This is a genomic window from Pseudomonas sp. QTF5, from assembly GCF_000512695.2.
In the GTDB taxonomy this organism is placed as follows: domain Bacteria; phylum Pseudomonadota; class Gammaproteobacteria; order Pseudomonadales; family Pseudomonadaceae; genus Aquipseudomonas.
Genome location: NZ_AZRW02000006.1, coordinates 120,558 through 132,789, shown reverse-complemented (window position 1 = coordinate 132,789; position 12,232 = coordinate 120,558). Strand labels below are relative to the sequence as shown.

General features: G+C 57.4%; 14 protein-coding genes. 5 read left to right on the top strand and 9 right to left on the bottom strand.

What is annotated here, in order from left to right; translation table 11 throughout:
• Positions 1 to 45: 45 nt before the first annotated feature.
• A complete protein-coding gene (gene murJ, locus IC37_RS07150; protein ID WP_030129457.1) occupies positions 46 to 1,584 on the bottom strand; it encodes a murein biosynthesis integral membrane protein MurJ in 1,539 nt (512 codons plus the stop codon).
• A gap of 252 nt (positions 1,585 to 1,836) precedes the next feature.
• Here murJ and rpsT point away from each other — a divergent pair, with 252 nt between their 5' ends.
• The gene (gene rpsT, locus IC37_RS07140; RefSeq protein ID WP_007901883.1) at positions 1,837 to 2,115 is read left to right on the top strand and encodes a 30S ribosomal protein S20; all 279 of its coding nucleotides are present in this window, start codon (positions 1,837 to 1,839) and stop codon (positions 2,113 to 2,115) included.
• 184 nt (positions 2,116 to 2,299) lie between these two features.
• On the opposite strand, the gene IC37_RS07135 is transcribed toward rpsT, so the two are convergent.
• From IC37_RS07135 to rplU, 5 genes are all read right to left on the bottom strand, one after another.
• On the bottom strand, positions 2,300 to 2,764 hold the full coding sequence (locus IC37_RS07135) for a CreA family protein (protein WP_030129458.1): 465 nt from the start codon (positions 2,762 to 2,764) through the stop codon (positions 2,300 to 2,302).
• Between the two features lie 12 nt (positions 2,765 to 2,776).
• Complete coding sequence (gene proB / locus IC37_RS07130) at positions 2,777 to 3,895, bottom strand: glutamate 5-kinase (protein WP_030129459.1); 1,119 nt, start codon at positions 3,893 to 3,895, stop codon at positions 2,777 to 2,779.
• Positions 3,896 to 4,018: 123 nt separating this feature from the next.
• The gene (cgtA, locus tag IC37_RS07125; RefSeq protein WP_030129460.1) at positions 4,019 to 5,242 is read right to left on the bottom strand and encodes an Obg family GTPase CgtA; all 1,224 of its coding nucleotides are present in this window, start codon (positions 5,240 to 5,242) and stop codon (positions 4,019 to 4,021) included.
• Positions 5,243 to 5,435: 193 nt separating this feature from the next.
• Positions 5,436 to 5,711 (bottom strand): 50S ribosomal protein L27, encoded by a 276-nt coding sequence (rpmA, locus tag IC37_RS07120; protein ID WP_007901871.1) that lies wholly within the window; start codon positions 5,709 to 5,711, stop codon positions 5,436 to 5,438.
• Positions 5,712 to 5,746: 35 nt separating this feature from the next.
• Complete coding sequence (gene rplU, locus IC37_RS07115; RefSeq protein ID WP_003176051.1) at positions 5,747 to 6,061, bottom strand: 50S ribosomal protein L21; 315 nt, start codon at positions 6,059 to 6,061, stop codon at positions 5,747 to 5,749.
• Positions 6,062 to 6,300: 239 nt separating this feature from the next.
• Here rplU and IC37_RS07110 point away from each other — a divergent pair, with 239 nt between their 5' ends.
• From IC37_RS07110 to IC37_RS07100, 3 genes are all read left to right on the top strand, one after another.
• On the top strand, positions 6,301 to 7,269 hold the full coding sequence (locus tag IC37_RS07110) for a polyprenyl synthetase family protein (protein WP_030129461.1): 969 nt from the start codon (positions 6,301 to 6,303) through the stop codon (positions 7,267 to 7,269).
• A 334-nt stretch (positions 7,270 to 7,603) separates the two neighbouring features.
• The gene (locus IC37_RS07105; protein WP_007901863.1) at positions 7,604 to 7,945 is read left to right on the top strand and encodes a zinc ribbon domain-containing protein YjdM; all 342 of its coding nucleotides are present in this window, start codon (positions 7,604 to 7,606) and stop codon (positions 7,943 to 7,945) included.
• Between the two features lie 206 nt (positions 7,946 to 8,151).
• Positions 8,152 to 8,409, top strand: coding sequence for a hypothetical protein (locus IC37_RS07100; RefSeq protein WP_030129462.1), 258 nt, complete (start codon positions 8,152 to 8,154; stop codon positions 8,407 to 8,409).
• A gap of 158 nt (positions 8,410 to 8,567) precedes the next feature.
• Here the strand turns inward: IC37_RS07100 and IC37_RS07095 are convergent, their stop codons facing one another.
• From IC37_RS07095 to IC37_RS07085, 3 genes are all read right to left on the bottom strand, one after another.
• Positions 8,568 to 9,185, bottom strand: a complete 618-nt coding sequence (locus IC37_RS07095) for an FKBP-type peptidyl-prolyl cis-trans isomerase (protein WP_007901858.1) — start codon at positions 9,183 to 9,185, stop codon at positions 8,568 to 8,570.
• A 130-nt stretch (positions 9,186 to 9,315) separates the two neighbouring features.
• Complete coding sequence (locus IC37_RS07090) at positions 9,316 to 9,612, bottom strand: DUF6482 family protein (protein ID WP_030129463.1); 297 nt, start codon at positions 9,610 to 9,612, stop codon at positions 9,316 to 9,318.
• A 138-nt stretch (positions 9,613 to 9,750) separates the two neighbouring features.
• The gene (locus IC37_RS07085) at positions 9,751 to 10,239 is read right to left on the bottom strand and encodes a TIGR00645 family protein (protein WP_030129464.1); all 489 of its coding nucleotides are present in this window, start codon (positions 10,237 to 10,239) and stop codon (positions 9,751 to 9,753) included.
• A 160-nt stretch (positions 10,240 to 10,399) separates the two neighbouring features.
• Here IC37_RS07085 and IC37_RS07080 point away from each other — a divergent pair, with 160 nt between their 5' ends.
• Entirely contained in the window at positions 10,400 to 12,229 is a 1,830-nt protein-coding gene (locus IC37_RS07080; protein ID WP_030129465.1) for a hypothetical protein, read from the top strand.
• Positions 12,230 to 12,232 lie beyond the last annotated feature (3 nt).

Genomic DNA, 12,232 nt, shown 5'->3' with positions numbered 1-12,232 from the left:
GCCGACAAAACCGCCGGCCCGCCCGTGTTTATCGAGACAAAAGCCTCAGTTCAAGGCCTTGCGATTGAAGTCGCGCAAACGGAAGCCCATCAACAGCAACATGCCGAAATAGACCACCACGCCGGCGATCACCAATGCGCCCAGACGCAGCAAACGCTCCAGCATATGCCCCTGCCCCCAGGCCGGCATAAAGTGCATTGCACCCAGCAATACTGCGGACATCACCGCCACCGCCACCAGCAGCTTGAGCCCGAACTTTGCCCAGCCCGGTTGTGGCTGATACATCTGCTGCTTGCGCAGTTGATAGAACAACAGCCCGGCGTTGAGGCAAGCGCCAGCACTGATGGCCAGGGCCAGACCGGCATGAGCCAGCGGACCGATCAGCACCAGGTTGAATAGCTGGGTGACGATCAGGGTGAAAATCGCGATTTTTACCGGCGTGCGGATGTTTTGTTGCGCATAAAAGCCCGGCGCCAGCACTTTGATCACGATAATCCCCAGCAAACCGACGGAATAAGCAACCAATGCGCGCTGAGTCATGGCCGCATCGAAAGCGCTGAACTGGCCGTACTGGAACAGCGAAACCGTCAACGGCTCAGCCAGAATCCCCAGCGCCAGGGCGCACGGCAATACCAGCATGAAGCACAGACGCAGCCCCCAATCGAGGATCCGCGAGTATTCGTGGCGATCCTGGCTGGCATAGGTCCTGGCCAGCGTCGGCAGCAGAATCGTACCCAGAGCCACACCCAGCACGCCGGATGGCAACTCCATCAGGCGATCGGCGTAATACATCCAGGACACGGAACCAGCCACCAGGAACGAGGCAAATATGGTGTTGATGATCAGGGAAATCTGGCTTACCGAAACGCCGATGATCGCTGGCAGCATTTGTTTCATGACCCGCCAGACACCGCTATCGCGCAGATTCAGGCGTGGCAGCACCAGCATGCCGATCTTTTTCAGGTGCGGCAGCTGAAACAGCAACTGCGCCAGACCGCCCACCAGAACGGCCCAGCCCAGCGCCATTACCGGCGGATCGAAATACGGCGTCAGGAACACCGCAAAGATGATCATGCTGACATTGAGCAGGGTCGGCACGAAGGCCGGCACCGAGAAGCGGTTCCAGGTGTTGAGGATCGCTCCGGCCAATGAAGACAGGGAGATCAGCAATATATAAGGAAAAGTGACTCGTAGCAGATCGGTGGTCAGCTGGAATTTTTCCGGGGTAGTGACGAAACCCGGTGCCGTGGCCCAGATGACCCAAGGCGCGGCGAGCATGCCCAACGCGGTGACCAGCGCCAGCACCAGTGTCAGCAAGCCCGAGACGTAGGCGATAAAAGTTCGCGCCGCCTCCTCGCCCTTCTGGCTTTTGTATTCGGCAAGAATTGGCACGAAGGCCTGGGAAAAAGCCCCTTCGGCGAAGATCCGCCGCAGCAGATTGGGCAGCTTGAAGGCGATAAAGAAGGCGTCGGTCGCCATTCCCGCACCAAATGCACGGGCGACAAGAGTGTCGCGAACAAACCCCAATACCCGGGAAAGCATCGTGATAGAGCTGACAGCGGCCAACGATTTGAGCAGATTCATTGAAAGAGTTTTTGCCTGTCGATAAACAGCAGGCGAACAACGCGCCCACTTATGCGATACTCCGCGCCGCAACAGCACAGAGCCAAAGCTCGCGAGTTTACAGGTCGCACGCCGGAAAGAAATATCCCGGCGTTCTATACCTGCCACTTAGCGGATCGTCTCAACCGCCCTTGACAAGACATCAACTCATCGGCATGATTCGCGGCCTATTTTGTTTGCTATTTCCTAAAAAGTCTTTCGAGGAGCTCGACGGTGGCCAACACACCTTCCGCCAAAAAACGTGCAAAACAGGCTGAGAAGCGTCGCAGCCACAACGCCAGCCTGCGTTCCATGGTTCGTACCTACATCAAGAATGTAGTTAAGGCCATCGACGCAAAAGACGCTGCTAAAGCTCAAGCTGCTTACGTTCTGGCTGTGCCAGTTATCGACCGCATGGCCGATAAAGGCATCATCCACAAGAACAAGGCTGCTCGTCATAAGAGCCGCCTGAATGGCCACGTAAAGGCCCTGAACGTTGCCGCTGCTGCCTAAGCGACACGCTCATTAAAAAACCGACCTCAGGGTCGGTTTTTTATTGCCTGTGATTTGGCAAACGCCACGCAAAAAAATGTGGGAGCGGGCTTGCTCGCGAAGGCGGCATAACAGCCAGCATAGATGCTGCATGTCAGTCAGTCTTCGCGAGCAAGCCCGCTCCCACATTTGGATCTTCGCTAGCTTATTGAGCGTGCGTCCACGGCAGGATCGGAATCGCCGTCACCGCATTCTGCGGGCTGCCCTCGATCAAACGATCGCTATAGACCAGATACACCAGGGTATTGCGCTTCTCATCCAGGAATCGCACCACCTGCATGGTCTTGAACACCAAGGACGTGCGCTCCTTGAACACTTCCTCGCCATCCTTGAGCTCACCCTTGAAGTTGATCGGCCCGACCTGGCGGCACGCAATGGAGGCCTCAGCGCGATCTTCAGCCAGGCCCAAACCGCCCTTCACGCCGCCGGTCTTGGCGCGCGACAGGTAGCAAGTCACGCCCTCGACCTTGGGATCATCAAACGCCTCGACAACGATACGGTCGTTCGGGCCAACGAACTTGAACACCGTCGACACCTGGCCAATTTCATCGGCCGAGGCCAGCAGCGGCATCGCCAACAACAAGCCCAATAATCCTTTTGCCACACGCATTCACGTATTCCTTCAGACCAGAATCAGGTTATCGCGGTGAACCAGCTCCGGCTCCGCCATGTACCCCAACAGACCGACAATCGCTTCAGACGACTGACCGATGATTTTTTGCGCTTCCAGAGCACTGTAGTTAGCCAGGCCACGGGCGATTTCACGACCGTCCGGCGCCACGCAGACCACCATTTCGCCACGACGGAAACTGCCCTGAACCAGTTTGACACCCACCGGCAACAAACTTTTGTTGCCTTGGGACAACGCCGTCACCGCCCCTGCATCCAGCACCAGCGTGCCGCGGGTTTGCAGATGCCCGGCCAGCCACTGCTTGCGCGCCGCCAGCATGCCACGCTCAGGCGACAACAAAGTGCCGATGCGCTCGCCAGCCTTGAGACGATCCAGCACCCGCTCAATGCGCCCACCGACAATGATGGTGTGCGCACCGGAACGCGCCGCCAGACGCGCAGCGCGCAACTTGGTCTGCATGCCGCCACGACCCAGCGCACCGCCCGTGCCGCCAGCCACCGCATCCAGCGCCGGATCATCGGCACGCGCCTCGTAAATCAGCTTGGCGTCGGGATTGTTGCGCGGATCAGCATCGAACATACCGTCGCGATCGGTGAGGATCACCAGCAAATCAGCTTCGACCAGGTTCGCCACCAGCGCCGCCAACGTATCGTTGTCACCGAAACGGATTTCGTCAGTGACCACGGTGTCATTCTCATTGATCACCGGGATCACCTTGAGCTCGACCAACGCACGCAGCGTACTGCGAGCATTCAGGTAGCGCTTGCGGTCGGACAAATCGTCGTGAGTCAGGAGAATTTGTGCAGTATGCCGACCATGCTCGGCGAAGCTCGACTCCCAAGCCTGCACCAGGCCCATCTGACCGATGGCAGCAGCCGCCTGCAACTCGTGCATCGCACTGGGTCGTGCGGTCCATCCCAGGCGACTCATCCCCGCCGCCACCGCCCCTGAAGACACCAGCACCAGCTCAACGCCAGCCTCATGCAGAGCAACCATCTGCTCGACCCAGACACCCATTGCCGCGCGATCCAGGCCCTTGCCGTCCGCCGTCAGCAAAGCGCTGCCGATCTTCACGACCCAACGCTGCGCACCTGTCACCTTGCTCCGCATCATCTTCAACCTTAGCTTGAGGACAGCGCGACCCAGCGCTGCCCGTAACGTTATTCGTGACTACCGATTTCCAGATACTAAAACGCCGCTCTGGTGAGCGGCGCTTAAGTTTATCGCAACGAATCAGTCACGCACGTAAATGATTTCCGGACCGTCTTCGTCATCCACATCTTCTTCGTCCCAATCGTCATCACCGATGTCATGGACAGACTTCACACCACTGCGACGCAGGGCACGCTGATCGTCCAGCGCCTGCAACTGAGCGCGAGCCTCATCTTCGATGCGCTGATCGAGCTCGGCCAGCTCCCCCTTGTAGACAGGGTCGTTAGCCAGACGATCGGCACGATCTTCCAGGTAACGCATGATGTCATGACACAGACGCTCAGTGCCTTGCTTGGCGATCGCGGAGATCACGTAGACCGGACCGGTCCACTCCAGCCGATCAACGATTTCCTTGACGCGAGCGTCGTGCTCTTCTTCAAGGATCTGGTCGCATTTGTTCAGCACCAGCCAGCGATCACGCTCAGCCAGGGACGGGCTGAACTTGGTCAGCTCGCTGACGATCACCTCAGCGGCATCCGGAGCACTGGTGTCATCCAGCGGCGCCATGTCGACGAGGTGCAACAGCAGACGGGTACGCGACAAGTGCTTGAGGAAACGAATCCCCAGACCCGCGCCGTCGGAAGCACCTTCGATCAAGCCCGGAATGTCCGCCACCACAAAGCTCTTCCAGCGATCGACGCTGACCACACCCAGGTTCGGCACCAGAGTGGTGAACGGATAGTCGGCAACTTTCGGCTTGGCGGCCGACACCGAACGGATGAAGGTACTTTTGCCGGCATTCGGCAAACCCAGCAGACCAACGTCCGCCAGCACTTTCATTTCCAGCTTCAGGTCGCGCTGCTCGCCTGGCTTGCCCGGGGTAGTCTGGCGTGGTGCGCGGTTGGTACTGGATTTGAATCGGGTGTTGCCCAGACCGTGCCAGCCACCGTGAGCCACCAGCAGCTTCTGACCGGCCTTGGTCAGGTCGCCGATCACTTCCTGAGTGGCGGAGTCAATCACCGTGGTGCCGACCGGAACGCGCAGCACCAGCTCTTCACCCTTTTTACCGGTGCAGTCAGTGCTGCCGCCGTTGGAACCGCGCTCGGCATCGAAGTGCCGGGTGTAACGGTAGTCCACCAGGGTGTTCAGGTTTTCGTCGGCGACCATGTAGACCGAGCCGCCATCACCACCGTCACCGCCGTTAGGGCCGCCGTTTTCAATGAATTTTTCGCGACGGAAGCTCATGCAACCGTTGCCGCCGTCGCCGGCCTTTACTCGAATCGATACTTCATCAACAAACTTCATAACAACACGCCTCTCGCCATACGGACGAGCCGAAAAAATCTAGACATAAGACTCTTGCAAAAATGAGCGCAGCGACCTCAATCAACGACCGCCAATACAGCGCTGGAGCTCATTACAAACAGCTTTGCAAGAGACTCACCCCACAAACGAAAAAGCCCCGTCGCAAGACAGGGCTTTTCCAGCAACTACGTAATTATGCCGCGACGACGTCAGTCTTCGGGACAATGCTTACGTAACGACGACCGAAGGCGCCTTTTACTTCGAACTTGATCACGCCGTCGATTTTAGCGAACAGAGTGTGATCCTTGCCCATGCCAACGCCGTAGCCAGCGTGGAATTGGGTGCCGCGCTGACGCACGATGATGTTGCCCGGAATGATAACCTGGCCGCCATACATCTTCACGCCAAGGCGTTTGGCTTCTGAGTCGCGACCGTTACGGGTACTACCACCAGCTTTTTTGTGTGCCATGAGTTCAATTCTCCTAGTGAGGAATTAGGCTGAAATTAAGCCTGAATACCGGTGATTTTGATCTCGGTGTACCACTGGCGGTGGCCCATACGCTTCATGTGGTGCTTACGGCGACGGAACTTGATGATGCGGACTTTATCGTGACGACCTTGGGAGATCACTTCAGCCACAACGGTAGCGCCAGCAACAACTGGAGCGCCGATATTCACGTCGTCGCCATTGGCAACCAACAGAACGCGATCAAAAGTAACGGATTCGCCGGTAGCGATTTCCAGTTTTTCGATCTTCAGGTATTCACCTGGAGCAACTTTGTACTGCTTGCCACCAGTAACGATTACTGCATAAGACATGGTATTTCTCCGATAATCCTGCTCACCCAGCTCTTTATAAGAAGAGGTATTGGCTGGCATGGCTGCATAAGGCTGGAAGGCCTGTTGCAATTGCGTAAGGCAGGTGCTGCCCAGGAAGTTCAGGGTGCGCGATTGTACGCAAGCTGCCAGGGCGATGCAAGAGGCCGTCCATCGTGCCTTGACAGGCCCGGACGTGGGTCCTAGCATGCCGCGCAACCCTTCTGGAGCAACTGTCGCTGATGCAACCCCAAGCTTTCTACCGCGCGGTGGCGGACGATTTTAGCGCCGTCGACGGCATCATCAAGAAACAGCTGACTTCCCGAGTGCCGCTGGTATCGAAAATCGGCGATTACATTACCTCGGCCGGCGGTAAACGCCTGCGTCCGTTGCTCGTGCTGCTGTGCGGCAAGGCGCTCGGCCGCGAAGGCGATGACCTGCGCCTGCTGGCCGCGACCATCGAGTTCCTGCACACCGCCACCCTGCTGCACGACGACGTCGTCGACATGTCCGGCATGCGCCGTGGCCGTTCGACCGCCAACGCCATGTGGGGCAACGCACCGAGCGTGCTGGTGGGCGACTTCCTGTATTCGCGCTCCTTCGAAATGATGGTCGAACTGGGCTCCATGCCGGTGATGAAGATCCTTTCGCAAGCCACGCGCATCATCGCTGAAGGCGAAGTGTTGCAACTGTCGAAAGTCCGTGACGCCAGCACCACTGAAGAAACCTACATGGAAGTCATCCGCGGCAAAACCGCGATGCTCTTCGAAGCCTCGACCCACAGTGCCGCGGCCCTGGCCGGTGCCTCGCCGGAACAGAGCGAAGCGCTGCGCACCTTCGGCGATCATCTGGGCGTGGCGTTCCAACTGGTCGACGACCTGCTGGATTACCGTGGTGATGCCGAGACCCTGGGCAAGAACGTCGGTGACGATCTGGCCGAAGGCAAGCCGACCCTGCCGCTGATCTATACCATGCGCGAAGGAACTCCGGAGCAGGCTGCACTGGTTCGCCAGGCGATCCAGAAAGGCGGCATTGAAGACCTGGAAAGCATTCGCGAAGCCGTTGAAGCTTCCGGCTCGCTGGATTACACCGCGCAACTGGCCCGCGATTACGTGGCCCGTGCGATCAAGTGCCTCGACGCCCTGCCCGCCAGCGAATACCGCGATGCATTGGTAGAGTTGAGTGAGTTTGCGGTAGCCCGCACGCACTAATACGCGCCCTGTAGGAGCGAGGCTTGCCCTAATGCCAGTCAATTAAGGTTCGAACCCTGTGGGAGCGGGCTTGCTCGCGAAGACGGCGGCATAGTCAACATTGATGTCGCCTGATACACCGCTTTCGCGAGCAAGCCCGCTCCCACATTGAATTGCGCTTAACTGACTGGCATTAAGGCTTGCCCGCGAACGCGGTGTGTCAGTCACATGGGTGTCGACTGGTAGATCGCATTCGCGAGCAAGCTCTGCTCCTACAAATCATGTGTCGCCCCCTCCCCCGTATAAACCCTATACAATGTGCGCTTTTTAGCGATCCTGAATCCAAGGAGCTTTAGTGAGCACGTTGCCACCCTGCCCGAAATGCAATTCCGAATACACCTATGAAGACGGCGCACAGCTGATCTGCCCGGAGTGCGCCCACGAGTGGTCCGCCAGTGGCGAAGCCGAAGTGGCTTCCGATGACACCGTGAAAAAGGATTCGGTCGGCAATGTCCTGCAGGACGGCGATACCATCACCGTGATCAAGGACCTCAAGGTCAAAGGCACGTCGCTGGTGGTCAAGGTCGGCACCAAGGTCAAGAACATCCGCCTGTGCGATGGCGACCACGACATCGACTGCAAGATCGATGGCATCGGCCCGATGAAACTCAAATCCGAGTTCGTCAGAAAAGTCTGAATCTGCTGTATTCCATCCCGCGCCTGGCGTGGGATGGTGCTTCGCCCTTCCCCCCATCACCCAGCATTCCTGCGCAATAGCCAAACGCCAGTCGTTTTGACCTTACGCAACCCTCACCCGGAAAAAAACACAAAGCGCCAATAGGCCCTTGCTATTTGATGAATAAGAATTATTCTCATCGAAACCCATCAATGGAGATGAGACCCATGACTTATTTGATCGATGCCTGGCTGGACCGCCCACACCCCTACCTCAGAATCCTGCATCGGGAAACCGGGGAAGTCTGTGCAGTGCTTGAAGAAGAAGCCTTGAATGAGCTGCAGGATCAGGGTGATCTGGACGTCAACGGCTTGAGTTCCAGCGAGCCGGTGGTGCTCAAGGAGTTGGTGCGCAATCTGTTTCTGTTCTGCTATGCCCGGGCGTTGCGCCCGACGAATGAGCTGCATCACAAGATCGAACTATGAAAATGCAACATCTCGGAGCGAGCCCTGTGGGAGCGGGCTTGCTCGCGAAGAGGCCATAACATTCAACATCATCGCTGAATGACACACCGCCTTCGCGAGCAAGTCGGATCGCCGCACCGCCGCTCCCACATGACCGAGCCCGTTCCGACACTCAGGTCTTACAGAACGTCGAGCAGTTCGACGTCGAATACCAGTACGCTGTGCGGCGGAATGCTGCCAACGCCTTGAGCGCCGTAAGCCAGTTCGCTCGGCACGTACAGACGCCATTTGCTGCCGGCGTTCATCAGTTGCAGGGCTTCGGTCCAGCCAGCGATAACGCCGCCTACCGGGAATTCTGCAGGCTGACCACGATCATAAGAGCTGTCGAACACAGTGCCGTCGATCAGGGTGCCGTGGTAGTGAGTGCGCACTTGATCTTCACGGGTTGGCTTGGCGCCTTCACCTTGAGTCAGCACTTCGAATTGCAGGCCGGAAGCCAGGGTGGTGATGCCCTCGCGCTTGGCGTTTTCAGCCAGGAAAGCCAGGCCTTCGCCAGCAGCGGCTTCAGCCTTGGCTGCGGCTTCGGCTTGCATGATTTCGCGAATCACCTTGAAGCTGGCGGACATTTCTTCCTGACCCACACGGCTTGGCTTGCCGGCGAACGCGTCGGTCAGGCCAGCCAGGATCGCGTCCAGGCTAACGCCCGGTGGCGGGTTGTCACGCAGCTGGTCGCCCAACTGACGGCCAATGCCGTAGCTGACGCGGGTTTCGTCGGTGGACAGATTTACTTCGGACATGACACTGCTCCGCTGTGCGGACGGCCCTGGAACTTGCCGTGCGTGCACAGCGCGTCCCGGAACGCGCCCGGAATCAAAAGGGCGAGCAGACTAGCACAGATGCCGTCACGTTTGAGCTGCGTCAGCGCTGTCACACAGAACGGAAGGTGATCGGTACTTTCAGGCTTTCCTCGGTGCTGGCACCGCACATTTCATCATGAACCGAGGTATGCACAACGTTGAACGACAACTTGGGAAAGGCATGAAGCACGTCACGCGCATGCTCGACCGAGCGCAGATGCAATATCTCTCCGTGGGTATCGAACAATGGATACGCCGCGCCATGCATCCGCGCCTCCAGCACGTAGAACACGCCTTCCATTGACATCAGGTTCAGCTCATCGATCTTTCCGGCGACGGCATACGCATTCAATTCTTGCAGAGTCATGAGCGCACCTCACGCTATGGCGGGCCAGGATCTCTACATGGATATGCCTCGACGCGCTAAAGCACAAGCCACAAACCACACCGCCCGTCTGTTTCACAGCTTTTGTAGGAGCTCGCTCCTACAAGGGCTGTGTGCAAATCAGTGCTTGGTCAGCTTGTCCAGATAGCCCATGGCAAACGCTGACACCACGAAAGTCATGTGGATGATCACGTACCATTTCAAATGCTCGGGATCGACGTTCTTGGCGTCCATGAACACCCGCAGCAGGTGAATGGACGAAATCGCCACGATGGAAGCCGCGACTTTCATCTTCAACGAAGAGGAATCCATGGTGCCCAACCAGTTGAGCTTTTCCTTGCTGTCGTCGATATCCAGCTGAGAAACGAAGTTCTCGTAGCCGGAAATCATCACCATCACCAACAAGCCACCCACCAGCGCCATATCGATCAGCGACAGCAGCACCAGAATCAGATCCGACTCGGCCATCGAGAACACGTTAGGGATGACGTGGAAGACTTCCTGGAAGAATTTCAGTGCCAACGCCAACAAGCCCAGGGACAAACCGAAATAGATCGGCGCCAGTAACCAGCGGGAGGCGTACATTGCATTTTCGATAAAGCGTTCCATTGAATCTCACACAAGGGGCTGGAAATGGCGGCGAGTATAACAGCCACCCGTTACACCCAGAAACCGCTGGAAAATCCGCAACCTGCGTGCGTGTGACAAAGTTTTTCTGCTAGTGTCCAGATCAATGACAGGTCAGCGACGTCGGACAGGAAGACTGGAAATGGATGTGCGATTACCTTTAACGAGTGCCGGACTTTGCCTCACGTTGCTGCTCGGTGGTTGCTCACCCAGCGATGAGAAACGCCAGGTCAGCCTCGAAGAAAAGACCGCGCAGTTCGAACAGTCCCTGGAGACCATCGAAGATCCGAAACTCAAGGATGCCGTGGCCGAGCTTGGCAGTTCACTACTGCTGCTCGAACGCGAGCAACTCAAACTCGATACCAAACCAGTGGTCACCGAATACGGCGAAGACACCCTCGCCGCACTTAAGCACTACCCCACGTCCCAGGTGCTCGTCGACACTTACATCAACGGCCTGTTCGTGCTGCACAAGGAATCCAGCTCGGATTACCTCACCGACCTGCAGCCGGTATTCCCCTTCAATTTCAACATCCCGGGCGCATTCGTTTTTCCTCATGGCCTGGAATGGCAATCGGTGACCCTGAGCAACAAGCGCGTCATCGCGTTTCAGCCGGAATGGTCGGAGACCGATCCCGGCATTCAACTGAGCCCATCGAGCTCCAACCTGACCAACCCCGATGATTTGACGGTGGCCTACCCCTTCATCGAAGGCCTGGATGTGGATAAGAAAAACCAGCCACAACCGGTGAGCCTGCAAGGCAAGGTGGAAGTCATCGCCCCGCGCCGGCTCTACAGCTTCGACCTGACGAAAAAGGACGTTGGCCAGACTCGCACCAACGACAACGTCAGTGTCACCCTGCTGAAACTGACCAATAACCATGCCGAAATAGAATTCAGCAATAGCGCGCCGCTGGCCCCCGAGGTCCGCGATATACCGCTCAACCCGTTGATCGTTCAGGCCCGGGATGCCACAGGACAATTCCTCTCTCGCTCAGGTGCGATCAACGAAACCGCCGAACAAATTGCGTTCTATCAAAAACAACTGGTGTACATGCAACAGCAGAAGGCCTGGAGCGAAGCGCTCGAAAAACAGCTCGACGACGAGCAGCGTGCGTTTGAAAAGCAACACGCCCGGCATTACACCAAGGTGTACTTCAACGGGCCGATCGATACCCTCGAAGTCAGCCTGCTGGATTTCTCGGCGGTCACGGTGACCCACAAGGACCTGAACCTGTCAGTACGTCGCTTCGACCAGCACACCACGGAGAAAACCATCCAGCCACTGACCTTGCCGGTGGTGGTGTATGACGACCAGGCCGCGACCTGGCTCAAAGGTGCAACGCTGAGCGAGGAACAACTGAAGAACAGCATCAGCATCAGTCAGTCGGTGGATGACCCGAGTGCCGCGCGCATCGCATTCGATCACCCCAGAAGCTTCAATGACGAACTGCTCGGCACCTCTTTCAATCCCGGCGACATCCCGGTGACGTTCTTTACCGAAGACCGCAATGGTCAGCGTGATGGACCGATCGAGCTGCCGCCGGAGGCGTATCAGGTCGATCCGATACGCGGCGATATCACCTATGATCTGAACCTGTTTCCGGAAACGCCGGCCTACGCTATAGGCTCCATGCCGCAGTTCCTCGCGACTGTCGACCAGCAAACGTACGACGCCCGCCAATTACCCAAAGGCCTTGAGCTCAAAGGGAATGCGCTGGTGGTGGATTTGACGCTGTTTCCCGCGCAAGACTGGCGTTTTTTCGCCAAGGACGACAGTGGCAACTATCTGAAGGAGATTCTTTCAATCACTCACGACGCGAGCACACAAGGCCCGGCGTTATTTGCAGTGCATTACTTCTATGGCCAGCCCACACGTCTGGAAACTTATCAGCGCACCCACCTCACCACCGTGCAATATGGTTTCGAGGTCAAACTCGACAAGGCTGAGCCAGGCAACCTTGATCGATAACCT